We start from the raw sequence: 24,620 nt of genomic DNA, 5'->3' as shown, positions 1-24,620 counted from the left end.
TTGATGACGTGTCTGACTCTGTCACCTTCTCCGACGTCGCCAAGGCCGACTACATCCTGCTGACCACGTTCACCAAGGACGGCAGGCCCAAGCCGACCGCGGTCTGGGCCGCGCCCGACGGTGACCGACTTCTGGTCATCACCCAGGAGAAGTCGTGGAAGGTCAAGCGGATCCGCAACACCCCGCGGGTCACATTGGCGGTGTGTGACATGCGCGGCAACCCCAAAAGTGAGGCGGTCGAGGCGGTCGCGGCCATCCTCGACAAGTCGGCCAACGCCGCGACCTACGACGCCATCGGCAAGCGGTACGGCCTGATCGGTAAGACATTCAACCTGTTCTCCAAGCTGCGCGGCGGAATGAAGAACAATGTTTCGATCGAAATCAGGCCGGTAACAAACACGGTATGAGCCCGACCGCCACGTTCGCCGATGTCGCCGACTCCGAATACCTGTTGTTGACGACGTTCACCAAGGACGGCCGGCCCAAACCGACGCCGGTGTGGGGTGTCGCCGAGGGGGACAAACTGCTGATCATCACCGATGACGGGTCGTGGAAGACCAAGCGGATCAACAACACTCCGCGGGTCACCATCCAGAAGGCCGGTCCACTGGGCAAACCCAAGGGTGAGCCGGTCGAAGCGGTCGCGCGGAACCTGCCGAGCGACCAGACCCGCCGCGTGTTCGACAAGGTGACCAGGCGCTACTGGTATCACGCGTGGTGGTGGATACCGCAGGCGATCATCCGTGGCGGTATCGACAAGGTGCACTCGGCCATCGAGGTGCGCGCCGCCGCCTGACCTGCCTCATCCCGACGGCCTCAGGTGCTCGTCGAAGAACGCGAAGACGCGACGGTACGCGTCCTCGGTCGCCGCCTCGTGGTAGCCGAAACCGGTGATCTTCATCAGCGGTTGAGCAGGTAGTTGGTTGGCGAAGCTGTGACCGGCGTCCGGGTAGACCTTGATGTCGGCCGGGATGCCTTTGTCGGCGGTGATCTTGCGCAGCCGGTCCGGCGCACCGATGCCCAACGGGTCGCGGCGGCCGAAACTCGCGACGATCGGGCATGCGCCGTCGAGTGTCTCGCTGAGCCTGCGCGGCAGCGGTGTGCCGTAGAACGGGGCCGAAGCGCCAAAGCCCTTGGCGGCCAGAACCAATGCGAACTGGCCGCCCATGCAGAAACCGACCAGTCCGACCGCGCCGGTGCATTCGGTCATGGCCTGCAGATGATCCCGGGCGGCCAGGATGTCATCGACGGCGCGGCCGCGCTGGCTGAGCAGTTCGCGAAACACCCGGGTGATGCATCGGGCACGGCCGCCACGCGAATACAGGTTCGGGGTCACCGAGACAAAACCCGCGGCGGCGATGCGCGCCGAGGTGGCTTCGTTGTCCGGGCCGTAGCCGATGGCATCGTGTACCACCACCACACCCGGCCACGGCCCCGCGCCGTCGGGCACACTCAGCAGCGCATCGATCGGACCTCCGGGCGTCTCAACGTTGATCGTGGGCACGTGGGCCAATCTACGGAACCTCACCGCACAGTCCGGACGTTCTCCACATATGGCGATGCGACTGGTGGCCCTCTACGCGATCATCGAGCTTGCGGTTCTGGTGGTCCTGACCTCGACGATCGGCTTCGGCTGGACGGTGGTGCTGCTGCTCGCGTCGTTCGCGCTCGGCGTGGCGCTGGCTGGTTCGCAGCTCAGACGCCAGATTCGCCGGTTGCGATCGGGCCTCGACGCCACGACGCTGCACGGAGCGGCGGCCGACGGCCTACTCGTCGCGCTCGGAACGGTGCTGGTCGTCATCCCCGGCCTGGCCAGTTCGGTCGTCGGTGCCTTGCTGCTGCTGCCACCCACCCGCGCTGTCGCGCGCCCGTTGGCCACGGCCGTGGCCGCGCGCCGGATGCCGCTGTTCATCGTCGGGTCGGCCGCAACCCACCGGGCCCGACACGGCGACTACATTGACGGCGAGGTCGTCGACGTCGTAGACCCTGACGACCCCGTCGAATTCAAGGCCGTGGAGCGCAGACCAGAGTAAGTGACCACCCTCCTGCTCAACGGTCGGGTGCACAGCCCGGCCATGCCCGACGCCACCGCGCTCGCGGTGCGCGACGGCGTCGTCGCCTGGCTGGGCGCCGACGGCGTCGGGCGGGCCCAGTTCCCCGACGCACGCACCGTCGACCTCGACGGCGCGTTCGTGGCGCCCGCGTTCGTCGACAGCCACGTCCACCTCACCGCCACCGGGCTGAGCCTCACCGGCCTGGATCTGCGGGCGGCCACCTCGCGCCGGCACTGCCTGCAACTGCTCGCCGAGTACTCACACGCCAATCCCGACGGCCCGATCTGGGGGCACGGCTGGGACGAGTCGGACTGGCCCGACCGCACCCCGTTGAGCACCGACGACGTCGACGCGGTCGTCGGGGAGCGACCGGCCTACCTGGCTCGCATCGACGTGCACTCGGCGGCCGCCTCGACGGGGCTGCGCCGGCTGGCGCCGAACCTGGCCGAGGCCGCCGGATATGCCCCGCAACGGCCGCTGACCAGCGATGCGCATCACCTGGTGCGCGCGGCCGCCCGCGACGGGCTGACCGCCGAGCAGCGGACCCGGGCCAGGCACGCCGCCCTGGACGCCGCCGCCGGGTGCGGGATCGTCGCCGTACACGAGTGCGCGGGCCCGCAGATCGGCGGTGTCGCCGACTGGGACGAGATCCGCGCCATTTCCCACGGCGTCGAGGTGATCGGCTACTGGGGTGAGCCGGCGGCCGACGCCGGGCACGCCCGGCAGCTGCTCGAACGCACCGGCGCGCGGGGGTTGGCAGGCGACCTGTTCGTCGACGGTGCGCTGGGCTCGCGCACCGCCTGGCTGCACCAGCCCTACGCCGACGCCCCCGACCACTGCGGAAACCGCTACCTCGACACCGAGACCGTCACCGGCCACCTTCGCGCGTGCACCGAAGCGGGTATCGCGGCCGGATTCCACGTGATCGGCGACGCGGCGGTCACCGCCGTCGTGGAGGCGCTGAGACAGGTCGCCGCCGAGTTCGGCGGACCCGCGCTCGCCCGGTGTGGACATCGGCTCGAGCACCTCGAGATGGTCACCGAGGATCAGGCGGCCCTGCTGGCGTCGTGGGGCGTGTTCGCCAGCGTGCAGCCCAATTTCGACGCGCTGTGGGGCGGCGCCGACGGCATGTACGCCCGACGCCTCGGCCCCGACCGGGCGAAGACGCTGAACCCGTTGGCGCTGTTAGCATCCCAAGGCGTGCCACTTGCCTTCGGCTCCGACAGCCCGGTGACGACCATGAATCCGTGGGAGACCGTGCGCGCGGCCGCCCGGCACAAGACGGCAGGCAGCGCGCTTTCGGCCCGCGCCGCATTCGCCGCGGCCACGCGTGGCGCCTGGCGCGCAGCCGGCGTTCGCGACGGGATCGCCGGCACCCTGGTCCCCGGTGCGCCGGCCTCCTACGCGGTGTGGGAAACCGGCGACTTGGAGGTACACGCCCCCGACGACGCCGTCCAGCGCTGGTCGACCGATCGGCGCTCACGAGTGCCCGCGCTGCCAACGCTCGACGATCCGCTGCCGCGCTGCGTGCAGACGGTCCACCGAGGCGTCGTCATCCATGGATAAACCGTCGCGCCTGCAGCGGTTCGGTCGCGCGGTGGCGGCCCGGTTGCCGCAGCTGATCACCGCGATCGTGGGCGGCGTGCTGCTGTGCCTGAGCTTCCCGCCGGTCGGCTGGTGGTTTGCGGCGGTGTTCGCCATGGCCGCGTTGGCCTGGGTGCTGACCCGTGAATCCACCACGCTGGCAGGCGGATTCGGGTACGGCTACCTGTTCGGGCTGGTGTTTTATCTCCCGCTTCTGCCGTGGATCAGCGGGCTGGTCGGGGCGGTGCCGTGGATCGCGCTCTCGGCGGTGCAGGCGCTGTTTCCGGCCATGTTCGGTCTGGCCGCGGTCGTGGTGCGGCGGTTGCCGGGCTGGCCGCTGTGGCTGGCGGGTCTGTGGTCGGCCCAGGAGTGGCTGAAGTGCACACTGCCGTTCGGCGGTTTCCCCTGGGGCGTGGTGGCTTTCAGCCAGACCGACAGCCCGCTGCTCTCGCTGGCGCAACTCGGCGGCGCCCCGCTGCTGTCCTTCGCGGTCGCGGTGACCGGGTTCAGTCTCACCGCGCTCACACTGGAGGTGACGCGATGGTTGCGGCGCGGCGGCACCGAACACGCACCGCCGCCCGCCGTCGTCGTGCCCGGGATCTGCATCAGCCTCGTGCTGCTGGTCACGGCGCTGACCTGGCCTCACGTGCGGCAGTCCGGGGTGGGGGCGGGGGAGAACCCGCCGATCAGCGTGGCCGCCGTGCAGGGTAACGTGCCGCGCCTCGGCCTGGAGTTCAACGCCCAGCGCCGGGCGGTGCTCGACAACCACGTCCGCGAGACGATGCGTCTGGCCGCCGACGTTCGGGCCGGACGCGCGCAGCAACCGGCGTTCGTGATCTGGCCGGAGAACTCCTCGGATATCGATCCGTTGGCCAATGCCGATGCCAGCCAACAGATTTCGGCTGCCGCCACCGCGATCAACGCCCCGATCCTGGTCGGTGGGGTGGTCGCGGCGCCGAGCCACACGCCGGAGAACCCGGCGGCGACGAACTCGGTGATCGTGTGGAACCCCGGGACCGGGCCCGCCGACCGCCACGACAAGCAGATCGTGCAGCCGTTCGGCGAATACCTGCCCTGGCGCGGTTTCTTCCGCCTGCTGTCGCCCTACGCCGACCGCGCCGGCTACTTCATCCCAGGCCAGGGCAGCGGCGTGGTACACGCCGCCGGCGTGCCGATCGGGGTGGCCACCTGCTGGGAGGTGATCTTCGACCGCGCGCCACGCGAGTCGGTGCGCAACGGCGCCGAGCTGCTGGCCGTACCCACCAACAACGCCACGTTCGACGAGGCGATGAGCGAGCAGCAACTGGCGTTCGGCAAGCTGCGCGCCGTCGAGCACGACCGCTACGTCGTCGTCGCCGGCACCACCGGGATCAGCGCGGTCATCGCGCCCGACGGCCGCGAACTGGCCCGTACGGCATTCTTCGAACCCGCCTACCTCGATTCGCAGGTGCGGCTGAAAACCCAGCTCACCGCCGCCACGCGGTGGGCTCCGCTGATCGAGGCACTGCTCATCGGCCTTGGCGTCGGCGCCGCGGTCGTCGCGATACTGCACAATGAGACTTTCGCGCGTCGTCGCCGACCGGTGACCGACAGCGGCGACCACAAAGGAGCCGAATGACTACGGGCCAGGGGACCCCACGGCCGAGTGAACGCACTCTGGTCATCATCCCCACCTACAACGAGCGGGAGAACCTTCCGCTGATCGTCGGGCGCATCCACGCCGCCTGCCCGGAGGTGCACATCCTGATCGTCGACGACGGCAGCCCCGACGGCACCGGGATGCTCGCCGACGAACTGGCGCTCGGCGACCCGGACCGCATGCACGTCATGCACCGAACCGCCAAAGCGGGTCTGGGCGCGGCCTACCTGGCCGGATTCGCGTGGGGGCTGAAACGGGAGTACTCGGTGCTGGTCGAGATGGACGCCGACGGCAGCCATCCGCCCGAGCAGCTGCACCGCCTGCTCGAGGCCATCGACGGCGGCGCGGACCTGGTCATCGGGTCGCGCTACATCAAGGGTGGCGAAGTGCGTAACTGGCCGCGGCGGCGACTGGTGCTGTCGCGCACGGCCAACGGCTACTCACGCGTGCTGCTGGGCGTGGACATCCACGACATCACGGCCGGCTACCGCGCCTACCGGCGCGAAGTGCTGGAGAAGATCGACCTGGCCGCGGTGGACTCCAAGGGCTACTGCTTCCAGATCGATCTGACCTGGCGCACCATCAACAACGGCTTCGTCGTCGTGGAGGTGCCGATCACGTTCACCGAACGCGAGTTCGGGCAGTCCAAGATGAGCGGCTCCAACATTCGTGAGGCCTTGTTCAAGGTTGCAGAATGGGGGCTGCGCGGGCGCCTCGACCGGGCCCGCGGGGTCGGCGTCACCCGCTGATCGACCTACCCGAGATGCGCGAGCGACCGCGGCGTCAGCTGCCGCGGCGCTTGGCCTTGATGATGTCGAGGCGCTCCTTGAGCAGTTCGTCGAGCTCCTCGATCGACCGGCGCTCCAGCAGCATGTCCCAGTGGGTGCGCGGCGGCTTGACCTTCTTGGGCTCCGGCGCCTCACCCTCGATCAGGGTGCCTTCCAGGCCGTTGCGGCACAGCCAGGTGTGTGGAATCTCGGCGTCGTCGGCGAACGGGACGTCGAACTCCTCACCATTCTCCGTGCGGTAGCGGGCGACCTGACGCGGCGCCAGATCATGGTTGCGGTCGGTCTCGTAGCTCACAGCTCCGAGCCGGCTGCCCCTCAGGACACGATCAGCCATCGTCAACACTCCTCAATCCACGCGTCTTGTCTGGATAGTCAACGCAACGACACGGCGCGCAGTTCCCGACTCGACCGACGATGATACCGGGATCCGCAGCCGCGTCGGTTTACAGTCTGGTCCGTGACAACCCTGATTCGCTCCCGGCGTCGTCCGCAGTCCTGCCGCTGGTGTGGTCGCGAAGTCGGCGACGCCGGGCTGGGCAGGCGGCGGCAGTACTGCAGGCAGTCCTGCCGTCAGCGCGCCTACGAGCAGCGTGCCCTGGTCAAGGGCACCGAGTTGGCCCCCGACGCGGTGGTGCTGAGCGCCGAGGAGGCCTCGCAGTTGTCCGACCGCATCTACCAGGTCCGATGCGCGGCCGAGGACGTCGCGACCGCCGTCGACGAAGGAGCGGACGGCGCCGAGTTGCGAAAGTTGTGCGACGCCCTGCTGCGGGCGGCCAAGGCGGCCGACGGCTGGCGCTGAACCTGCTGGGCCCTGGCTCAGCAGCTGAACTTCTCGCCGATCTGCGGCGGGGCGGGGACCGGTTGCAGGCAGCCGAACGGTTCGACGCCCGCGTCGCTGAACTTCACCGCCGACCTGTGCGCGTAATTGGCACAGAACAGCCCGGCGGGGTCGGCGCGGCATCCGTAGTCGCCGAACCTCAGCGTCTGGCCGTAGGACAGATCGGGTCCCAGCCCGGCGATGAACCGGCCCGGATCTCCGTGCACCGAACCGACCGTGACGCTGGTGCCGTCGTAGTCGACCCACCCGCCCTTCCATTCGCCGTAGGCGTCCTCGGGCCGCGGCGGCGGGTCGACCAGATCCACCAGACAGGCCAGCGCGCCGTCGCTGTGCGTGCTGTCGGTCATGCAGTTCGTCTTGCCCGACGGGGTGGCGAACGCGACGTCCTCGCCCAGATCTGTGGTCACACCCTCGCGTGTCGCGGTGTGATAGTCGGCGGGGTCGGCCTGCTCACCCGCTTCGATGAAGGCGATGACGTCGCCGACGGGCGCGGCGGGCCCGGGGGGCCTGACCTGCTGGGTCGTCGTGGTGGGCGACGTCGTGGTGGTGTCGGATCGGCTCGAGCTCGGCGGGATCGGTTCGATGCGTTCGGCTTGGCCGCCGACCGACTGTGAACATCCTGCGAGGAGCAGAGAAACGGCGATCAGCGCAGCCATTCGCATACCGGCCAGGCTAGCGGGCCGATCCGGGTGTGCCGTCGAGGCGCGGCCGCGCACGGTCATTCGCTACGGTCAGATCCCATGCACGAAAACACGGTCCGCGCGACGATCGCGTCCGGCACCGTCGAGGGATTCACCCGCGACGGGGTGAGTCGTTGGCGGGCGATTCCCTACGCCCACCCGCCGGTAGGCGCCCTGCGACTGCGCGCTCCACAGCCGGTCCAGCCGTGGCCGGGCGTGCGCTACTGCCACAGCGTGGGCAACTGCGCACCGCAACAGCGCAGATACACGCTGCTCGCGCCCGGCAAGTACCAGCCGATGAGTGAGGACTGCCTGACGCTCAACGTCGTCGCCCCCGAAGGCGGTGCCGACCGGGCGCTGCCGGTGATGGTGTTCATCCACGGCGGCGGCTACTTCATGGGCAGTTCGGCCACCCCGATCTACGACGGGGCGGCGTTGGCCCGGCAGGGCTGTGTGTACGTCTCGGTGAACTACCGTTTGGGCGCGCTGGGATGCCTGGACCTGTCGACGCTGTCCAACGCCGACCACACCTTCGACGACAACCTGTATCTGCGCGATCTGGTGATGGCGCTGCAATGGGTGCGCAAGAACATCGCGGTGTTCGGCGGTGACCCCGACAACGTCACCATCTTCGGCGAGAGCGCCGGTGCGCATGCGGTGGCCACGCTGGTGGCGGTCCCTGCCGCCGAAGGACTGTTCGCTCAGGCGATTTCGGAGAGCCCGGCGGCCGGTATGGTGCGTACCCCAGCGATCGCGGCCGAATACGCCGAAAAGTTCGCCGGACTGCTCGGCGCCGGCAAGGACGACGGCGCGAACGCGGTGATGGCGGCGCGTCCCTCCGAACTGGTGTCGGCTTTCGAACGGCTGCTCAAACTGGGGCAACGCGAGATGCTCGGCGCGTTTGCGGCGGGCCCCACCTCGGACACCGAGTACCTGCCGCTGGACCCGGTGGACGCGATGCGTGCCGGCAAGGCGCACCGGGTGCCGTTGATCGTCGGCAGCAACGCCGAGGAGGCCAGGCTGTTCGGCCGGTTCCTCAAGCTGCTGCCGATGACCGAACCGATGATCGAACGCTTGCTCGCCGACGCGGAACCCGATGTGCGGGCACGCATTACATCGGCATACCCGGGTTATCCGGATCCCGCGGCGTGCATCCAGTTCGGCGGTGACTTCGCGTTCGGTTCCGCGGTGTGGCAGATCGCCGAGGCCCACAGCCGCCACGTTCCGACGTATCTGTACCGCTACGACTACGCGCCACGCACTCTGCGGTGGTCGGGGATGGGAGCCACCCACGCCACCGAGTTGTTGGCCGTGTTCGATGTCTATCGAAGCGGCCTGGGGAGACTGCTCACCGCCGCCGGCGACCGGCGTGCCGCGCTGCGGGTCAGCAACGACGTGCAGTCACATTGGCACACCTTTGCCCGCACCGGTGCGCCCGCGGACGACTGGCCCGCCTACACCGACGACGACCGCGCGGTGCGGGTCTTCGACCGCAACCCGCGGGTGGAATACGACCCGCATGCCGAACGCCGCCTGGCCTGGGAAGGCTTCTCGCTGGCCGGTCGCTGACGCCCGGAAACGCCGGTCGTTTGCTGCGCTGTCCTCCGCGATTATTGTCGATGCCGATATTTTTGCTTTCCGCACGAGCGATGTGATTGCGTGGATGACGTGACCTCGTTTTTCACCACTGCCGTCGTGGAACGGCCGTCTGACCTGTCGGTCGAGTGGTTGACGTCCGCGATCGGCGCGCCCGTTTCGAAGTTCGACTATCAGCGCATCGGCACCGGTCAGATGAGCGAGTGCTATCGCGTCGACCTGGACTACTCCGACGGCGGCGCGGGGCCGTCCTCGGTGGTGCTGAAGGTGGCCGCGACCGATCCGGTGAGCAGGCAGACGGGCCTGTCGCTCGGCCTCTACGAACGCGAGGTGCGCTTCTACACCGACATCGCGCCGACCCTGGACGGGGGTCCGATCGCGACGTGCCACCACGCCGGCTTCAACGCCGACACCGGCGCCTTTCACCTGTTGATCAGCGATGCGGGTCCCGCCGTGGTCGGCGACGAACTTCGTGGTGCCACCGTCGAGCAGGCCACGCTGGCACTGACCGAGTTGGCCCGGCTGCATGCTCCGGCGCTCGGCAACGACTCGATGGCGCAGGCGGACTGGCTCAACCGCGACAACCCGGTGGACCAGGCGCTCGTCACGCAGTTGTACGCGGCCTTCCTCGAGCGCTACCAAGACCAGATCGCCCCCGAGCACCGCATCGTGTGCGAACGCCTGGTCGAGAGCTTCGACGGATACCTGGCCGCGGAGAGCGCGAGCGATCGGCCCAAGGGTCTGGTGCACGGCGACTACCGGTTGGACAACATGCTGTTCGGCCAGGCGGGCGCCGACCGGCCCCTGACGGTGGTGGACTGGCAGACCGTCACCTGGGGGCCCGCGATGACCGACGTCGCGTACTTCCTGGGCTGCGCGTTGCCGGATCCGTTGCGCCGCGACAATTACGAGGCGCTGCTGGCGGCCTATCACTCCGGCCTGGGGGTGGACGCACCGCTGCGCCTCGACGACGTGCGCGACGGGGTACGCCGGCAGAGCTTCTTTGGTGTGCTGATGGCGATCGTGTCCTCGATGCTCGTCGAGCGCACCGAGCGCGGCGACGAGTTGTTCATGACCCTGCTGAAACGGCACTGTCAGCACGTACTGGACACCGACGCGTTGGCGATACTGCCGGAACCCGTTGCGCTGCAACCTCTTGCCCCGCAAGCCGCCGATGAGGCAGCGCATCCGCCCACCGACGAGCCATTGTGGAACGAAAGCTGGTACTTCGATTTCGTCGACCCGGGCCAGGGCGTCGGCGGATGGGTGCGGTTGGGCCTGATGCCCAACGAGGACATCAGGTGGACGAATGTGTTGCTGTGCGGGCCGGACATGCCCACCGTCGCCCTTCTCGACTGGCACGACGGCGGCGACATCGAGTTGACCCTCGATGCCACCACGCCACTGCAGACCTACCGCGTGACCGCGCGCGGCACCGGCCAGGCCTTCGACGACCCGTCGGGGCTGCTCCGCGGAGAATCGGGCCGCCCCGTCCAGCTGGCGATGGACCTGGTCTGGACGACGGTGGGCGTCGGATATCAGTACCGCATCACGCCGCGCTACGAGATCCCTTGCACTGTAACGGGTTCAGTGACCATTGACGGGCGCGAGATTGCCGTGTCCGGTATGCCCGGACAGCGCGACCACTCCTGGGGGGTGCGCGATTGGTGGTCGATGGAATGGGTATGGAGCGCTCTGCATCTCGACGACGGCACCCACATCCACGGCGTCGACATCCGCATTCCCGGTGCGCCCCCGCTCGGCATCGGCTACCTGCAGCCGCCGAACGAGCCCCTCGTCGAACTACGGGCCGTCACCGCCGAGGCGACATTCGACGACAACGGGTTGCCCCTGTCGACAACGCTGGCGTTGACGCCCAGCGACCTCACCGTGACCATCGATGTCCGTGGTCACGCACCTGTGCTGCTGACCGCCCCCGACGGCCGGGCCAGCCAGTTTCCGCGTGCCTGGGCCGCGGTCACCACTTCTGACGGCCGCACCGGTGTCGGCTGGCTGGAATGGAACCGCCAACCCTAGAGTTCCGTCGTCGGCGCAGGCTCACCGAGGGGCGTACATGATCAGCGCCACGCCTGCCAGACACACGCCGGCGCCCGTCACGTCCCACCGGTCCGGCCGGAAACCGTCGGCCACCATTCCCCACAGCAACGACCCGGCGACGAAGACACCGCCGTAGGCGGCGAGCACCCGACCGAAGTGCGCGTCGGGTTGGAATGCGGCGACGAAACCGTATGCGCCCAGCGCGATCATGCCGCAACCCATCCACAGCCAACCGCGATGTTCGCGCACGCCCTGCCACACCAACCACGCCCCGCCGATTTCCAACACCGCGGCGAGAACGAACAACCCGATCGATTTGAGCACCGTCATGTTCTGGGCCTGCCACGAGCGCTGTCGTCGTCGAGATCGTCGCGGCTCAGGCCCATCGGCGTGACAACGGGAACGTCGCCGCCGGCGACCACCTTGCGGGTGATCGGGGTGAGACACCGAAACAGCGTCTCTACCTCGTCGTCACTCAACGCATCGAGCGCGGACAGCGCCAGCGCATCGGTGGCGTCCTCGAGACGTTGCTTGAGTTCTCGCCCCGCATCGGTGAGTTCGTCGCCCTCGGTGACCAGCCCCCGCCGCGTGAGACGACCGCGATGGTGGCTCCACTGGTCCTCGTCGTAATCGCGGCTGCGCATGAGCATCTCTTTGGGCACCCGACCCGAGGCGGCATGAAAGACATTGCTCTCCCGTCCGGAGATGCCATGTGCGACCAGCAGTGACACGTGTCCGTCGCCGCGGTGTTCCCGCAGCAGGGTGACGGCATGCCACAGCTTGGCCAGCGGCTCGTCGGGCCAATCCAGCGCGAGATTCGCGGCGAACAAAGCACGGCCGTCCAGAGACGCACTGCGGGCCGCATTGGCGGCGAGGTCCGCGGCGGCCCTGGTGTTCTCGTCGTCCTCGACGCCATAGCGGCGCAACGTCGCGACGGCGGTCTGCTCGCGGACCCGCAATGCATCGGCGGGGGAGGCGAATTCCCACGCCGCCGGCAATCCCTTCGCCACCCGGTGCGGGGCGAAGTTGTAGAACGCTGCGGTCACCACCTCGGCCGGCACGACACCGAACGGCGCCGAGCGGGCAGCGAGGTAGCCCATCCAGAAGCCACGGAAGCCCAACCCGTCCAGGCCGGCCCTGGCCTCGGGTGCGAAGTATGTGACGGCGTGTACCGGCTCCAGACGGTTGAAGAATCGGCGCGCGAGATCGGGTGTCCTGTCCACGGTGGCAGTTAACCATCCGGCCAACCAACCGTGACGACGGCCCGCAACGTGATCGCGAGAGTTGGGAACGGACAAAAGGTCTCGACGGGCAGGCATACCTGAAGCGTGAAAAGGCACGCGGTGGGTGCGGTCCACGTGCTTGACTATGGCCATTGGTTCGGCGAAATGTGACGGGACCGCGACAGGTAGGTGAGAAAATTGGTGTCACCCCTGGTCGTCATGGGGGTCTCGGGGTCCGGGAAGTCCACCGTCGCGGCCGCCTTGGCGCAGCGGCTGCGGGTGCCGTTCGCCGACGCCGACGATTTCCACCCGGCGGCCAACATCGCCAAGATGTCGTCGGGGGAGGCCCTCAACGACGACGACCGGTATCCGTGGCTGGAGGCGATCGGGGAGTGGCTGGCCGCCCGCTGCGACGACGGCGGCGTGATGGCGTGCTCGGCGCTGAAGCGCAAGTACCGTGACCAGTTGCGCCATCACTGTGCCGATGTCGAGTTCGTCTATCTCGCCGGCACACCGGAAGTCATCGGCAAGCGTCAGGCCAGCCGACCAGGCCACTTCATGCCCGCGTCACTGTTGGCATCCCAGTTCCAGACGCTCGAACCGCTCGAACCCGACGAGCGCGGTGTCGAGATCGACGTCGACCAGAGCGTCGACGCCATCGTCGACGCCTATGTCACCGAAAGCGGCAGGCGCACAGCAGAAGACGTGAAGCGTCCGGAGTGATCCAGGCACCCACCGGTCAGGAGGCCTCGTGGAAGCAATCGAGCCGGCATACGGCGCCACCGCTCTACTGCTGATCGCCGCTGCGGCGGTCGCCGTCCTGCTGTTCCTGATCATGAAGGTGAAGCTGCACGCCTTCGTGGCACTGGTGCTGGTGAGCGTGGTGACGGCGTTGGCCGCCGGCATCCCGGTGGGGGACATCCCCGACGCCATCGCCTTCGGTTTCGCCGACACCATCGGTTCTGTCGCCCTGCTTGTGGGTTTCGGCATCATGATCGGACGGCTTCTCGAGATCACCGGCGGCGCCCAGGTGCTCGCCGACACGCTCATCGGCCGGTTCGGTGAGAAGCGCGCGCCCGCCGCGCTTGGCGTCGCGGCGCTGCTGTTCGGATTCCCGATCTTCTTCGATGCCGGTCTGGTCGTCTTCCTGCCGATCATCTTGACCGTGGCCCGACGGTTCGGCGGCTCGCTGTTGCTCTATGCGCTGCCTGCCGCGGGCGCCTTCGCCGCGATGCACGCGTTGGTGCCGCCGCACCCGGGACCGGTCGCCGCCGCCGAGGCGCTCAACGCCGACATCGGGCTCACTCTTCTCGTCGGCATCCCGATCGCGGTCGTGTCATGGTATTTCGGCGTGCTGCTGGTCTCTCGCGTACTTGGCCATCGGGTGCATGTCGACGTTCCGGAGGCGTTGCTCGGGCCCATCAACGGCGGCCGCGACGAGAATCCCGATGACACCGACGCGAGCGGCGCAACGGTGACGCGGACCCGGACGCCGCCTAGCTTCGCGACGGTGATGGGGCTGTTGCTTCTGCCGTTGGTGCTGATCTCGTTCAACACCGTGCTGAACACGCTGATCACCGCCGGTGCCATCGCCTCCGACGCGGTGTGGGCGCAGTATCTGATGTTGCTGGGCAACACGACGGTCGCGCTGCTCATCACGGTGATCGTGGCGATCCTGGTGCTGGGTCTGCGCGACCACTCGATGGCCGATGTCGGCACCATTCTCGACAACGCGCTGGGGCCGATCTGCTCGATCATCCTGATCACCGGCGCCGGCGGGATGTTCGGCGGCGTGCTGGAGTTGAGCGGTATCGGCGACGCGCTGAGCGATTCCCTGTCAAACCTGGGAATCTCGCTCATCGTGCAGGCTTTCATCGTCGCGACGTTGCTTCGCGTGGCGCAGGGTTCGGCAACGGTGGCGTTGACCACGACGGCCGGTCTGCTCGGCGCGGCCGCCTCACAAGCCGATCTGAGCGGTCTTCAGCTCACCTTGCTGGTGATCGCCATCGCGGCCGGGTCCACCGTGCTGTCCCACGTCAACGACTCGGGGTTCTGGCTGGTGAGTCGGTTCTTCGGCATGGATGTGAAGACGACCCTCAAGACGTGGACGGTCATGGAGACCACGCTCGGGCTGACGGCCTTCGTGCTCAGCCTGGGATTGTGGATGATCGCGTGACGCCGCGGTAGCCCACCGCCGCTGTCAGGAACGCACCCGGCGGCGGTTGCGCTTGGCCTGCTTGCGTGCGGTGTCGGCGAGGTCGGTGGCCTGTGCACGCGCCGTCTCGGCGAACTCGGGCCCGCGTTCGCGCGCGACTTCGGCCAGTTCCGCGCCGCGTTCACGGGCGACTTCGGCGAACTTCGTGCCGCGCTTACGCACCTCTTCGGCCACCACGGGTCCGCGCTCGCGCGCGACCTCGGCGAGTTCGCCGCTCCGCTTGCGGGCGACCTCGGCCAGCTCCGGTGCGCGTTCACGTGCGACGTGCGCAAGTTCCCGCCCGCGTTCGGCGCCGACCTGCAACCCGTGGCTGACCTTCTCGGCGAGTGGACTGTCGGCCAGACCGGCCCCGGCGGCCGCACCCGCCGGAAGCGCCGCGGTCACCGCTTCGGAAACCTTGTGCGCGGCGCGGCGTCCTCGCCAGCCCAGCGACGGCTTGCCCTCGGTGTCGACCGCGGCGATGATCAGCCCGCCGATGAGGCTGACGTCGGTGACGAATGCGCGGCGCTCCTCGGCCTTGCGATGCGGATCGCTCTCGCTCCAGAACGCATGCCCGCCAAGGCTGCCGGGCACCACGCTCAATGCGAGCGCGGCGGAGGCCAGCCGCGGCAACTTGCCGGTCGCAAGCAGCAGCCCGCCGCCGATCTGCACCGCCGCGTTGACCCGGGCCACCGTTTCCGCGTCCGCGGGAACGTTGGTGCCCACGGGGTCGGGCAATTTGCTGAGTCCCTCGAGGGTCGGACGCGCTGCGTCGGCGGCCGGTTTCGGGCTGCGCAGGGCGTCGACGCCCCGGGCCACGAAAACCGCTGACAACATCGGACGGGCTATACGTCGGATCAACATGGGCCATGGGTTCCCCCGCCGGTGTGGTGACAAACGTCGTCAGTACGGGTCTCGCGTGGCTCGTCCCCGCAGCGGCAGGACATACCAGAAGGTACTGAGAGCGGCCAGGGTGCCCGCCATGGCCACCCACGCCGCGGGCCGACCCGCGACGGTGTCGAACACGATCGCGGCGACGCCGGCCAGCGCGATGCCCAGCAACAGCGTGCCGGTGACGGCCAAGGCGTGCGAGGTGGCCACCACCGTCTTCAGGCGGCGGCGCCGAAACAGCATCCGATGCATGTTGACCGGCGCGATGAGCAACACCGTCGCGCCGATCAGGCACGCCACCGTCGCCAGGTAGACGACCCGCATGACGGCGTCGAGCTGATCGAAATGATCGGTGAACGGCAGGATGAGCAGAAAGCCGGTCAGCAACTGGACCCCGGTCTGTGCTACCCGCAACTCCTGCAGCAGGTGTGACCAGTTGCGGTCGAGCCGCTGGGCCGGGGTTTCGTTGCGGTCGTTGTCCCAACGCTTTTCGGCGCCCGGACCTTCGCTGTCCACATGTGCGATTGTCCCAGCCACATTCATCCGGCGTGCCGGATTGGGGACGTGGTTGCCGAGCAACCGTGGCCGTCGTAAGGATGAAGGTCGTGAACTTCGAATGGGAACAACTGGATGACGGGGTGTTTCGCTGCCGCCTGCCTTTCCTGGACGTCACGATCGGGCTGGTGTGGGGCGGCACCGGCGCGCTTCTCATCGACACTGGCACCACACTCACCGAAGGCCGTGCGCTCAGGGCCGATGCGCAGGCTCTGAGCGGCCGCGATGTCAGCCATATCCTGTTGACCCACAACGATTTCGACCACATTCTCGGGGCGTCGGCATTCGCTGCCGCCGTCTATTGCGCTCCGCCGGTCGCGACCACGATGACCCGAGAAGCCACCGCGTTACGGGCCGACGCCCTGCGGCACGGCGCAGATCCGGGCGAGGTCGACGCCGCACTCGCCGCGCTGCGTCCGCCCCAGCACGAGGTCTGGGCGGCCGACATCGACCTCGGGGGCCGCACCGTGGCGATCAGGCACCCCGGCCGCGGCCACACCGACCACGACCTCATCGCGATCGTGGCCGGGACCGAGGTCCGTGTGGTGTTCTGCGGCGATCTGGTCGAGGAGTCCGGTGATCCGGTCGTGCAGACCGGCTCCGACGCCGCCGCGTGGCCCGCGACATTGACGCGTCTGCTGGAGGCCGGCGGCGACGACGCCCGCTACGTTCCCGGCCACGGCGCGGTGGTGGACGCCGAGTTCGTGCGTCGCCAGCAGCAATGGCTTCGAAGGCTGTGACGAATTTCGCGGCATTAGTGTGACCTCATTCATTGCGTGGCCGGGCCTTCGCACGGCATCCTCGCCGCTTATGTCTGACCTCGACTTCGCGTACGACCTCACCCGTGATGAGGTGCGCAGACGTGCCGCGGTGGTCGAGGCAATCGGTGACCGCTGGGATCCGGTCGCGGTGCTCGCGGCCGAGCAGCAGGCCTACGACATGTTGTATTCCGATCTCGACGACGAGCAGCAGCGGATCTACGACGACCTGGTCCGCGCGGGCATGCTGCCGGACCGGTCGTGATGTTCCCGATCGATCCCACCGCTGACCGGGCCCGACGGGCGTGGCTGCCGTGCCCCCGCTGCGACCATGCCGCCGGCTGCGGGGACTGCCGGGTCCGCAAGAACTGCGACACGCACTGGCAGTACCTGCTGAGCAACCGGGGCGCGCTCGTGCACCTGCAGTGCTCGGACTGTGGCCATCTGTGGTCGGCCGACACGCACCGACGCGCCCGCCCCAGGCCAGCTGCCTGACCGAGGCTCGCCGTTCAAATCGCGTGGACGCCGCGGGTTGCGGTGCCGTTCAATGCTGTGATGACCGCGAGCCAGGCGCGCACCGGCGCCGCCATGGCGATGACGGCGATGTTGTGCGTCCAGGTCGGCCTGGCGATCGCGGTGACGCTGATCGACAGGATCGGCGTGGAGGGAGCGGCCTGGCTGCGGCTGGCATGGGCCGGGCTGTTGCTGCTGGTGATCGTGCGGCCCAGGCCGTCGGCGTTCACCCGCAGGAGTTTCACGATGTGCGTGGTGCTCGGCGTGGTCACCGCGGCCATCACGCTGCTGTTCATGGCGGCACTGGACAGGATTGAACTGGGCACCGCCAGCGCCCTGGAGTATCTCGGCCCGCTCGGCGTCGCGGTGGCCCTGGGCCGGGGCAGACAACGGTTCGTGTGGCCGGGGATCGCGGCGGCCGGGGTGCTGCTGCTGACGCAGCCGTGGAGCGGGGCCGTCGATCCGGTCGGCGTGCTGTTCGCGCTCGCCGCGGCGGTGTGCTGGGCCTGCTACATCTTGCTCACACAGCGCGTCGGTGACGAGGTGGCGGGGATCAACGCGCTGGCGGTCTCGATGCCGGTGGCCGCGCTGGTGGCCACCGCGACCGTCGGCCCCGCCGTGCTGCCGCGGATGACGCCGGAGATTCTGCTGATCGGCGTCGGTCTGGCGATCCTGCTGCCCATGGTGCCGTTCGCGTTGGAGCTTCTGGCGTTACGCCGGCTGACCACCGCGGCGTTCGGCACGTTGATGGCCATGGAACCGGCCTTCGCGATGATCGTCGGTCTCATCGTCCTGCGCCAGGTGCCCGGCGTCGCCGCCGTCGTCGGAATCTGCTTCGTGGTGCTCGCCGGAATCGGCGCCGCCCGCAGCGGTGCACGTCCGCCCGCGGTGCCCGTCGAGGTCGGCTGAGTGGTCGCCCTCAGACCCGCCCGCTCCCAGAGGACTTGCGACGGTATAGCGTACCGGTGACCAGCAGGGTCAGGCTGACCACCAGGATCGCCGTGGCGAGCACGTTGATCTGAGGCGGCACCGCCGCCTTCACCGCCGCGTTCACATACAGCGGATAGGTCACCGTGGACCCGCTGACAAAATAGGTGATGATGAAGTCGTCGAGCGACAGCGCGAACGACAACATGGCCGCGGCGACGATGCCCGGCACGATCAGCGGCAGCGTCACCTTGAAGAACGTGCGGGTCGGGCTGGCGCCCAGATCCATCGACGCGTCTTCGAGCGTCCAGTCGAACCCACGCACCCGCGCGCGCACGGTCATGGCGATGAAGCTCACCTCGAACGCGATGTGCGCGATGACGATCGTCGTGTAGCCGGTGGCCCAGCCGAGGTCGAGGAACAGGGTCAGCAGGGCGGCGCCCATCACCACCTCGGGCGCCGTCAGCGGCAGCACCAGGAACGTGTCGACCGCCCGTTTGCCGCGCCACCGCTGCCGGACAAGGGCGATCGCCACCAACGTGCCCAGCACCAGCGCGACGGCGGTGGACACCGCCGCGACGTTCAGGCTGAGCTTGAGCGCTTCGGTCAGCGCCGGGTACTTGAACGGGTCGGCCCAATTGTCGAGGGTGAATCCCTGCCAGGTGTAGTTGAACTTGCCCGCCGGTTGGTTGAACGAGAACAGGATGATCACGAAGATCGGAACGAACAGGTACAGCAAAACCAGACCCGCGACGACCCGTAGCAGCAGATCACCCCATTTAGGGTGTCCCCGAACAGAGTTGGCCGCAGCCGGGCTGGTCGCGGAATCCAGAGCCTGTGTCGTCATACCAGGTCCTCCGTGCCGAGTGCGCGGGTGTAGAGCAGGACGCCGGCGAGAATGGTGAGCATCAGCACCAAGCTCAGCGCGGCCGCGGCGGGGTAGTCCTTGACCACCAGGAACTGCTTCTGGATGACGTTGCCGATCATCTTGGTCTGCGTGCTGCCGAGGTAGTCGGCGTTGATGAAATCACCGACCGCGGGGATGAACACCAGCAGACTGCCCGCCAGCACGCCCGGCATGGCAAGCGGCAGAATGACTTTGCGGAAGCTGCGCACATTCGACGAGTACAGATCCTTCGACGCCTCGATCAACCGGGGATCGATCTTCTCCAGGCTGACGTAGAGCGGCAGGATCATGAAGATGATCCAGTTGTAGGTCAGCCCGCCGATGACGGCCCAGCTCGTGGACAGCAACCGGCCCTCTTCGGGGAGCAACCCGACCGCCCCGAGCGTGCTGACCACCCAGCCCTCGTCGGCCAGAATCGTCTTCCACGCGATGGTCCGGATCAAGAACGTCACGAAGAACGGCAGGATCACCAAACCCAGAAGAAGGTTCTTGAACCGGCCCGCCTTGAACGCGATGACGTAGGCCAGCGGGAACGCGAGCAGCAGGCACAGCACGGTCGCCGCCAGCGCGTAGGTGAACGACCGGATGATCTGTTCGCGGTAGGTGCTGAACGCGTCGAGATAGTTGCCGAAGTCCCAGGCGAACGTCAGCGTCGGTAGGTACACCGATCCGCCCGACGTCGACAGCGACGTACCCGCCAACGACACGAACGGAATGACGAAGAAGACCGCGAGATAGGCCAGCGCGGGCAGGATCATCAAGTACGGGGCGACCTTGCTCCGCTCCCGGGTGCTGCCCGCGACGCCGGCCATGGCTCAGCCGCCGGTCACCGCGGCATAGGCCGTGTTGTACTCCTGTGTCTGCTCGTCGGTGAGCGCCGCCCAGGACTTCAGGTTGTTCAGCATCGAATCCGGCGGGTTGATCAGCGGGTTGCTCGCCGCGTTGGGGTCGACCTTCTTGAGCTCGTCGGTCATCTCGGACAACACCGGCACGAACTGCGTGTACGCAATGAGTTTCGCGTAGTTGGCCCGGTCGTAGATGTAGTCGATCCACGCCTCGGCGGCCGCCTGGTTCTGCGTGGTGTAGGGGATGACCATCGTGTCGATGAACCAGGTGCCACCGGCTTCGGGGACGATGAAGTCCAGGTCGGGATTGTCCGCCTTGAGTTGGACGACGTCGCCCGAATATGCCTGGGCCACAGCGATGTTGCCCGCAGCGAGATCGTCGGCGTAATCGTTGCCGGTGAACCTGCGAATCTGCCCGCTGTCCTTCTGCTCGCGGATCAGATCGACGGCCTGTTGCACGGCTTCGGTCGTCGGGTCCTCAGGCGAATTGCCCTGCGAGAGCATGACCATGCCCAACCCGTCCTGGGTGTCTGAGAGCAGGCTGACCCGAGCCCGAAACGCGGGATCCCACAGGTCCTCGATCTTGGTGATCGGGCGTCCGGTGGCGGCCCTGTTGTAGGCCAGCCCGACCATGCCGGTCATGTAGGGGGCGGTCACCTTGCGGCCGGGATCGACCTTCGAGTCGAGCAGGTCTTGGCGCAGGTTCTTCTTGTTGGGCACCCGGGCGTCACGAATCTCGTTGAGCCAGCCGAGATTGTGAATCCGCGCCGCCATGAACTCGGTGGGCACCACCAGGTCCGCGCCGATGTCCTGCTTGCGCGACAACGGTTCCTTGTTCTTGGCGAACCACTGCTCGTTGTCGTTGAAGTCCTCTTTGTAGTCCACCGTGATGCCGGAGGCGGTCTGGAACGCCGCGATGAACCCGTCGGCCATGTAGAGCGGCCAGTTCGACACCCGCAGTTCGCCGCTGGCCGCACCGCCCTCGTCGGGCGGAGCCGACGGACTCGGCGCGCTGCCCTGCTCGGACCCGCAGGCCGCGAGCACCGACGAGCCGAGCGCGAACGCGGCCGCCGCGGTCGCGCTGCCGCCGATGAACCGACGGCGCGACGTCCGGTTGGCCGCGAGTCGGGCGAGGGCTTCCGGGGTGTTGGGGGGCATCGCGAGCCTTTCGTCGATGTGCGAGAAGGGAATTGCGGTCGTCGACGGTCAGGAGTCGTCGAGCATCTCTTGGAGGTCCTCGGCGGTGGGAATGTCGGCGGCGGGTAGCACCAGTGACGCGTCGGGCGCCCAGCTGACATACACCTCGTCGCCGGGCCGCAACAGCGGAAGGTGCTGCTCGGGACCGATGTGCGCCACAATCGTGGACTCGTCGGCGGCGGCCAGCGACAGTCGCACCACCGGGCCTTGAAACGTCAGATCCGTCACCGTGGCCCGCACCGCCGCGACGTCGCCGGTCGGCGGGCCCGAGGACAGCACAGAGACCTGCACCCGTTCGGGCCGCACCATCAGCGTGGCCTGGCCACCCGGTTCGATCGTGATGTCGCCGGGGCGGGCCTTCAACGTCGTGCCGAGCACCTCGACCTCGACGAAGTCACGGTTGGCGCGGCCGGTCTGCCGCCCCGACCACAGGTTGGCCTGCCCGATGAACCCGGCGACGAACACCGTCGAGGGGCGGTCGTAGATCTCGGTCGGCGTGCCGATCTGGTCGACGTTGCCCGCGTTCATCACCGCGATCCGGTCACTCATCGTCAACGCTTCCTCCTGGTCGTGGGTCACGTAGACGAACGTGATCCCGACCTCGCGCTGGATGCGTTTGAGCTCGAACTGCATCACCTGGCGCAGCTTGAGATCCAGTGCGCCCAACGGTTCGTCGAGCAGCAGGGCACTCGGATAGTTCACCAGCGCGCGCGCCAGTGCGACCCGCTGCTGTTGGCCGCCGGACAATTGGGCCGGCCGGCGCTCGGCGAAATCGGTGAGCCGCACGATGTCGAGCAACTCGTCGACCCGTCGGCGGATCTCGCCCTTGTCCTTCTTCTTGCTGCGCGGACCGTAGGCCACGTTGTCCCACACCGTCATGTGCGGGAACAGCGCGTAGTGCTGAAACACCGTGTTCACGTTGCGCTTGTGCGGCGGGACCCGCGACACGTCGACGCCTTCGAGGCGGATGGCGCCCTCAGTCGGGCTCTCGAACCCGGCGATCATCCGCAGCGTTGTCGTCTTGCCGCAACCGGACGGGCCGAGCAGCGAGAAGAACTCGCCCGAGCCGATGGAGAAGTCCGCCTCGGTGACCGCCACGCAGTCGGCGAAGCGCTTGGTGACGTGATCGATCTCGATGACAGGTCTGCCCCTGGGACGGGGTGCCTCGTGCTGAGCCGCCTGATGTGGCACGGCGGTGGTGTGTGAGCCGGTCAGGGCGGTCCTCCTCACCTGCAGCGTCGAAGCTGTGGGTAAAACAATCGCTGATCAGCTCCGCCTTCGCAAGCGATTCCGTGACGAATTTACATTTCCACAATGGAATCCCTCGCCTGTTTCCGGCGAAACCGCGAGATTCCGCGAAGCGGCAGGCCGTCGTCGTTTACCGGGCGGGCCCGGCGGGGTAGTGCTGTGCCATGGCGAAAGTAGACGTGGCGGTCTCATCGGAGCTGAGCCCGGAGCAGGCCTGGTCGCTGGCTTCGGATCTGCGCCGCTTCGACGAGTGGTTGACGATCTTCGACGGCTGGCGCAGCGAGGTCCCCAGCGAACTGGAACCGGGGACCTGCGTGTCCTCGTGCATCAAGGTCAAGGGCTTCCGCAACGTCATTCACTGGCGGGTGACTCGCTACGACGAACCGAAGCTGATCGAGATGGTCGGCAGGGGCCGGCCCGGAATCCGGATCTCGTTGACGCTGTGTGTTCGTGATGACCCGCGGGGCAGCACTTTTCAGGTCATCGCTGACCTGTCAGGCGGGTTGCTCAGCACCCCGGTGGGCCGACTGGTCGCCAAGGTGCTGGAGTCCGACGTGCGCAGGTCGGTGTCCAACCTCGCGGCGCTTTACTAGCCCCACTCGTGGTTCATGGCACGGGTCTCGACGCGTGCCTCCACCGACTCGTCGGGTCGGTCGGTGCTGGGCCGGGAGAACGCGACCAGCACCATCGCCAGCGCGGCGGTCACCGCACCGCCGATGAAGATCGCGAAGAAGCTGCTCTCCAACGGCACCATGGTGCCCGCGATGTAGCGGCTGAGCAGCATCGCGACGAGCGCGGCCGACACCGAACTGCCGATCGTGCGCGCGATCGCGTTCATCCCGGTGGCCACCCCGGTCTCACCCGCGTCGACCTCGCTGACCACCAGCGCGGGCAGCGCGCCGTAGCCCAGGCTGATGTAGCCGTTGGCCAGGATGCTCGCGATGATGATCTGCCAGGTGGCCGAATGCGCGAACGCGATGAACAGGAAGCCGGCGATTCCCGCGGTGGTGGCGACGAGAAGAACCGGCCGCGCGCCGAATCGGTCGATGAACCGCCCGCTGACGATCGCGATCACGAAGCCGGCGAACGCGCCGGGCAACAGGTAGACGACACTGGCTTCCAGCACCGTCGCGGTGAAGCCGTATCCCGCGGCGCCGCTCGGAATCTGCACGAACAGCGTGAGTCCCAGGAAGGCGAAGTACAGGCCCATCCCGACGAAGATGGTCGCGAGATTGGTCAGCAGGATCGGCCGCTTGGTCAACATCGCTATGGAGACCAGCGGCTGCCTGACCCGCCGCTCCCAGCGCCACCACCCGACCAGCATCGCCGCCCCGCCCGCCGCGCTGCCCAGGGTGGCCGGTGAGCTCCAGCCCCACTCCTCACCCTGGCTGATCGCCAACAGCACCGCCGACAGCCCGGCGGCGAGTCCGGCGGCGCCGAGCCAGTCGATGGTTCCACTGGCGCTGCGCGGCCGGTCGGGGACCGCGGCCACCACGATGGCGATCACGAGCAGCGTGAAGCCCGTGCACAGCCAGAACACCCGGTGATAGTGGGCATCGCCGCTCATCAGCAGCCCGACCACGACCAGCCCGGTGCCGCCGCCGAAGCCCAACGTCCCGGACAGCACCGCCATCGCCGACAGCAGCCGCTCGGGGGGAAGCTCCTGGCGAAGGATCGCGATGCACACCGGATACAACGCGAAGGACACCGCCTGAAGGACGCGGCCGACGATCAGCAGCGGCAACGACGTCGTGGTGGCGGCCAGCAGCGAACCGGCCAACACGATGACCAGCACGATGAGCAGGATCTTCTTCTTGCTGTGCAGATCGGCGAGCCTGCCGATCAACGGGGTCGCGGCCACCGCGGCCAGCAGGTTGCCGGTGACCGCCCAACTGGCGCCCACGATCGACACGTCGAGCTGCTGGGCGATGATCGCCAGCACCGGGACCACCGCGGTCTGCAGAACGGCGACGGTGAGCACGACGATGCTCAGGCAGGCGATCAGCAGTCCGGGACGGGGAGTGGTCGACCGTTCCGCCTCGGTCTCGACCACGCACCCCTCCGATCGTTAGTACATCTTGGTTCTTCCCGATTATGCCTGCGGGTGGATCGTCAGAATGATGAC

General features: G+C 68.0%; 27 protein-coding genes. 15 read left to right on the top strand and 12 right to left on the bottom strand.

The window, feature by feature from the left end; genetic code table 11:
- The first annotated feature begins 8 nt into the window (after positions 1 to 8).
- On the top strand, positions 9 to 407 hold the full coding sequence (locus ABQE89_RS03890) for a PPOX class F420-dependent oxidoreductase (protein WP_448414335.1): 399 nt from the start codon (positions 9 to 11) through the stop codon (positions 405 to 407).
- The gene (locus tag ABQE89_RS03885) at positions 404 to 796 is read left to right on the top strand and encodes a PPOX class F420-dependent oxidoreductase (protein ID WP_448414333.1); all 393 of its coding nucleotides are present in this window, start codon (positions 404 to 406) and stop codon (positions 794 to 796) included. The genes ABQE89_RS03890 and ABQE89_RS03885 overlap by 4 nt, the downstream gene beginning before the upstream one ends.
- Before the next feature lie 6 nt (positions 797 to 802).
- Here ABQE89_RS03885 and ABQE89_RS03880 read toward each other — a convergent pair whose 3' ends face one another.
- Positions 803 to 1,504, bottom strand: coding sequence for a dienelactone hydrolase family protein (locus ABQE89_RS03880; protein WP_448414331.1), 702 nt, complete (start codon positions 1,502 to 1,504; stop codon positions 803 to 805).
- Positions 1,505 to 1,553: 49 nt separating this feature from the next.
- Here ABQE89_RS03880 and ABQE89_RS03875 point away from each other — a divergent pair, with 49 nt between their 5' ends.
- The 4 genes from ABQE89_RS03875 to ABQE89_RS03860 are packed head-to-tail and all read left to right on the top strand — an operon-like array spanning position 1,554 to position 6,026.
- A complete protein-coding gene (locus tag ABQE89_RS03875) occupies positions 1,554 to 2,033 on the top strand; it encodes an FxsA family protein (protein ID WP_448414329.1) in 480 nt (159 codons plus the stop codon).
- Complete coding sequence (locus ABQE89_RS03870) at positions 2,034 to 3,620, top strand: amidohydrolase (protein ID WP_448414327.1); 1,587 nt, start codon at positions 2,034 to 2,036, stop codon at positions 3,618 to 3,620.
- On the top strand, positions 3,613 to 5,256 hold the full coding sequence (gene lnt / locus ABQE89_RS03865; RefSeq protein ID WP_448414325.1) for an apolipoprotein N-acyltransferase: 1,644 nt from the start codon (positions 3,613 to 3,615) through the stop codon (positions 5,254 to 5,256). Before ABQE89_RS03870 ends, lnt begins: the two co-directional genes overlap by 8 nt.
- Positions 5,253 to 6,026 carry a polyprenol monophosphomannose synthase gene (locus tag ABQE89_RS03860; RefSeq protein WP_448414323.1) on the top strand — a complete coding sequence of 258 codons (774 nt, stop codon included), beginning with the start codon at positions 5,253 to 5,255 and terminating at the stop codon, positions 6,024 to 6,026. The genes lnt and ABQE89_RS03860 overlap by 4 nt, the downstream gene beginning before the upstream one ends.
- A gap of 34 nt (positions 6,027 to 6,060) precedes the next feature.
- Here the strand turns inward: ABQE89_RS03860 and ABQE89_RS03855 are convergent, their stop codons facing one another.
- Positions 6,061 to 6,399, bottom strand: a complete 339-nt coding sequence (locus tag ABQE89_RS03855) for an RNA polymerase-binding protein RbpA (protein WP_448414321.1) — start codon at positions 6,397 to 6,399, stop codon at positions 6,061 to 6,063.
- Between the two features lie 135 nt (positions 6,400 to 6,534).
- Between ABQE89_RS03855 and ABQE89_RS03850 the strand changes: the two genes are divergently transcribed.
- Entirely contained in the window at positions 6,535 to 6,864 is a 330-nt protein-coding gene (locus ABQE89_RS03850) for a hypothetical protein (RefSeq protein ID WP_448414805.1), read from the top strand.
- 17 nt (positions 6,865 to 6,881) lie between these two features.
- On the opposite strand, the gene ABQE89_RS03845 is transcribed toward ABQE89_RS03850, so the two are convergent.
- Complete coding sequence (locus ABQE89_RS03845; protein ID WP_448414320.1) at positions 6,882 to 7,565, bottom strand: hypothetical protein; 684 nt, start codon at positions 7,563 to 7,565, stop codon at positions 6,882 to 6,884.
- A 78-nt stretch (positions 7,566 to 7,643) separates the two neighbouring features.
- On the opposite strand from ABQE89_RS03845, the gene ABQE89_RS03840 reads away from it, so the two are divergent.
- Positions 7,644 to 9,152: a carboxylesterase/lipase family protein gene (locus tag ABQE89_RS03840; RefSeq protein WP_448414318.1), complete on the top strand. Its 1,509-nt coding sequence runs from the start codon at positions 7,644 to 7,646 to the stop codon at positions 9,150 to 9,152.
- A 90-nt stretch (positions 9,153 to 9,242) separates the two neighbouring features.
- Positions 9,243 to 11,216: a DUF7064 domain-containing protein gene (locus ABQE89_RS03835; protein WP_448414316.1), complete on the top strand. Its 1,974-nt coding sequence runs from the start codon at positions 9,243 to 9,245 to the stop codon at positions 11,214 to 11,216.
- Positions 11,217 to 11,237: 21 nt separating this feature from the next.
- On the opposite strand, the gene ABQE89_RS03830 is transcribed toward ABQE89_RS03835, so the two are convergent.
- Positions 11,238 to 11,567, bottom strand: coding sequence for a YnfA family protein (locus ABQE89_RS03830; RefSeq protein WP_448414314.1), 330 nt, complete (start codon positions 11,565 to 11,567; stop codon positions 11,238 to 11,240).
- A complete protein-coding gene (locus ABQE89_RS03825; RefSeq protein ID WP_448414312.1) occupies positions 11,564 to 12,460 on the bottom strand; it encodes an SCO6745 family protein in 897 nt (298 codons plus the stop codon). Before ABQE89_RS03825 ends, ABQE89_RS03830 begins: the two co-directional genes overlap by 4 nt.
- Before the next feature lie 198 nt (positions 12,461 to 12,658).
- Between ABQE89_RS03825 and ABQE89_RS03820 the strand changes: the two genes are divergently transcribed.
- Both ABQE89_RS03820 and ABQE89_RS03815 read left to right on the top strand, forming a co-directional pair.
- Entirely contained in the window at positions 12,659 to 13,183 is a 525-nt protein-coding gene (locus ABQE89_RS03820) for a gluconokinase (RefSeq protein ID WP_448414310.1), read from the top strand.
- A gap of 28 nt (positions 13,184 to 13,211) precedes the next feature.
- Positions 13,212 to 14,636 (top strand): GntP family permease, encoded by a 1,425-nt coding sequence (locus tag ABQE89_RS03815; RefSeq protein ID WP_448414308.1) that lies wholly within the window; start codon positions 13,212 to 13,214, stop codon positions 14,634 to 14,636.
- 24 nt (positions 14,637 to 14,660) lie between these two features.
- On the opposite strand, the gene ABQE89_RS03810 is transcribed toward ABQE89_RS03815, so the two are convergent.
- Together ABQE89_RS03810 and ABQE89_RS03805 are read right to left on the bottom strand one after the other, a co-directional pair.
- Positions 14,661 to 15,518: a DoxX family protein gene (locus ABQE89_RS03810; protein ID WP_448414306.1), complete on the bottom strand. Its 858-nt coding sequence runs from the start codon at positions 15,516 to 15,518 to the stop codon at positions 14,661 to 14,663.
- A 39-nt stretch (positions 15,519 to 15,557) separates the two neighbouring features.
- Positions 15,558 to 16,061 (bottom strand): DUF6328 family protein, encoded by a 504-nt coding sequence (locus tag ABQE89_RS03805; RefSeq protein ID WP_448414304.1) that lies wholly within the window; start codon positions 16,059 to 16,061, stop codon positions 15,558 to 15,560.
- An 89-nt stretch (positions 16,062 to 16,150) separates the two neighbouring features.
- Here ABQE89_RS03805 and ABQE89_RS03800 point away from each other — a divergent pair, with 89 nt between their 5' ends.
- The 3 genes from ABQE89_RS03800 (at position 16,151) to ABQE89_RS03790 (ending at position 18,280) form a co-directional block, all read left to right on the top strand.
- Positions 16,151 to 16,840 carry an MBL fold metallo-hydrolase gene (locus ABQE89_RS03800; protein WP_448414302.1) on the top strand — a complete coding sequence of 230 codons (690 nt, stop codon included), beginning with the start codon at positions 16,151 to 16,153 and terminating at the stop codon, positions 16,838 to 16,840.
- A 70-nt stretch (positions 16,841 to 16,910) separates the two neighbouring features.
- The gene (locus ABQE89_RS03795; protein ID WP_448414300.1) at positions 16,911 to 17,123 is read left to right on the top strand and encodes a DUF6400 family protein; all 213 of its coding nucleotides are present in this window, start codon (positions 16,911 to 16,913) and stop codon (positions 17,121 to 17,123) included.
- Positions 17,124 to 17,413: 290 nt separating this feature from the next.
- Complete coding sequence (locus ABQE89_RS03790; RefSeq protein WP_448414298.1) at positions 17,414 to 18,280, top strand: EamA family transporter; 867 nt, start codon at positions 17,414 to 17,416, stop codon at positions 18,278 to 18,280.
- 10 nt (positions 18,281 to 18,290) lie between these two features.
- On the opposite strand, the gene ABQE89_RS03785 is transcribed toward ABQE89_RS03790, so the two are convergent.
- The 4 genes from ABQE89_RS03785 to ABQE89_RS03770 are packed head-to-tail and all read right to left on the bottom strand — an operon-like array spanning position 18,291 to position 22,438.
- A complete protein-coding gene (locus tag ABQE89_RS03785; protein WP_448414296.1) occupies positions 18,291 to 19,145 on the bottom strand; it encodes an ABC transporter permease in 855 nt (284 codons plus the stop codon).
- Complete coding sequence (locus ABQE89_RS03780) at positions 19,142 to 20,017, bottom strand: ABC transporter permease (RefSeq protein ID WP_448414294.1); 876 nt, start codon at positions 20,015 to 20,017, stop codon at positions 19,142 to 19,144. Before ABQE89_RS03780 ends, ABQE89_RS03785 begins: the two co-directional genes overlap by 4 nt.
- A gap of 3 nt (positions 20,018 to 20,020) precedes the next feature.
- Positions 20,021 to 21,208: a polyamine ABC transporter substrate-binding protein gene (locus ABQE89_RS03775; RefSeq protein WP_448414292.1), complete on the bottom strand. Its 1,188-nt coding sequence runs from the start codon at positions 21,206 to 21,208 to the stop codon at positions 20,021 to 20,023.
- Positions 21,209 to 21,256: 48 nt separating this feature from the next.
- The gene (locus ABQE89_RS03770) at positions 21,257 to 22,438 is read right to left on the bottom strand and encodes an ABC transporter ATP-binding protein (RefSeq protein WP_448414291.1); all 1,182 of its coding nucleotides are present in this window, start codon (positions 22,436 to 22,438) and stop codon (positions 21,257 to 21,259) included.
- Positions 22,439 to 22,659: 221 nt separating this feature from the next.
- Between ABQE89_RS03770 and ABQE89_RS03765 the strand changes: the two genes are divergently transcribed.
- Positions 22,660 to 23,088, top strand: a complete 429-nt coding sequence (locus ABQE89_RS03765; RefSeq protein ID WP_448414289.1) for a type II toxin-antitoxin system Rv0910 family toxin — start codon at positions 22,660 to 22,662, stop codon at positions 23,086 to 23,088.
- Here ABQE89_RS03765 and ABQE89_RS03760 read toward each other — a convergent pair.
- Entirely contained in the window at positions 23,085 to 24,548 is a 1,464-nt protein-coding gene (locus tag ABQE89_RS03760; RefSeq protein ID WP_448414287.1) for an MFS transporter, read from the bottom strand. The genes ABQE89_RS03765 and ABQE89_RS03760 overlap by 4 nt on opposite strands.
- Between the last annotated feature and the right edge of the window lie 72 nt (positions 24,549 to 24,620).

Source organism: Mycolicibacterium sp. XJ1819 (assembly GCF_053483675.1).
The sequence above is the reverse complement of the archived record's forward strand: the minus strand, read 5'-3'. Positions and strand labels throughout refer to the sequence as shown.

Coding starts and splice junctions, on each gene's coding strand:
- ABQE89_RS03885 (WP_448414333.1), top strand. CDS start 404: ATGAGCCCGACCGCCACGTTCGCCGATGTCGCCGACTCCGAATACCTG.
- ABQE89_RS03875 (WP_448414329.1), top strand. CDS start 1,554: ATGGCGATGCGACTGGTGGCCCTCTACGCGATCATCGAGCTTGCGGTT.
- lnt (WP_448414325.1), top strand. CDS start 3,613: ATGGATAAACCGTCGCGCCTGCAGCGGTTCGGTCGCGCGGTGGCGGCC.
- ABQE89_RS03860 (WP_448414323.1), top strand. CDS start 5,253: ATGACTACGGGCCAGGGGACCCCACGGCCGAGTGAACGCACTCTGGTC.
- ABQE89_RS03855 (WP_448414321.1), bottom strand. CDS start 6,399: ATGGCTGATCGTGTCCTGAGGGGCAGCCGGCTCGGAGCTGTGAGCTAC.
- ABQE89_RS03845 (WP_448414320.1), bottom strand. CDS start 7,565: ATGCGAATGGCTGCGCTGATCGCCGTTTCTCTGCTCCTCGCAGGATGT.
- ABQE89_RS03840 (WP_448414318.1), top strand. CDS start 7,644: ATGCACGAAAACACGGTCCGCGCGACGATCGCGTCCGGCACCGTCGAG.
- ABQE89_RS03830 (WP_448414314.1), bottom strand. CDS start 11,567: ATGACGGTGCTCAAATCGATCGGGTTGTTCGTTCTCGCCGCGGTGTTG.
- ABQE89_RS03810 (WP_448414306.1), bottom strand. CDS start 15,518: ATGTTGATCCGACGTATAGCCCGTCCGATGTTGTCAGCGGTTTTCGTG.
- ABQE89_RS03795 (WP_448414300.1), top strand. CDS start 16,911: ATGTCTGACCTCGACTTCGCGTACGACCTCACCCGTGATGAGGTGCGC.
- ABQE89_RS03790 (WP_448414298.1), top strand. CDS start 17,414: ATGACCGCGAGCCAGGCGCGCACCGGCGCCGCCATGGCGATGACGGCG.
- ABQE89_RS03785 (WP_448414296.1), bottom strand. CDS start 19,145: ATGACGACACAGGCTCTGGATTCCGCGACCAGCCCGGCTGCGGCCAAC.
- ABQE89_RS03780 (WP_448414294.1), bottom strand. CDS start 20,017: ATGGCCGGCGTCGCGGGCAGCACCCGGGAGCGGAGCAAGGTCGCCCCG.
- ABQE89_RS03775 (WP_448414292.1), bottom strand. CDS start 21,208: ATGCCCCCCAACACCCCGGAAGCCCTCGCCCGACTCGCGGCCAACCGG.
- ABQE89_RS03765 (WP_448414289.1), top strand. CDS start 22,660: ATGGCGAAAGTAGACGTGGCGGTCTCATCGGAGCTGAGCCCGGAGCAG.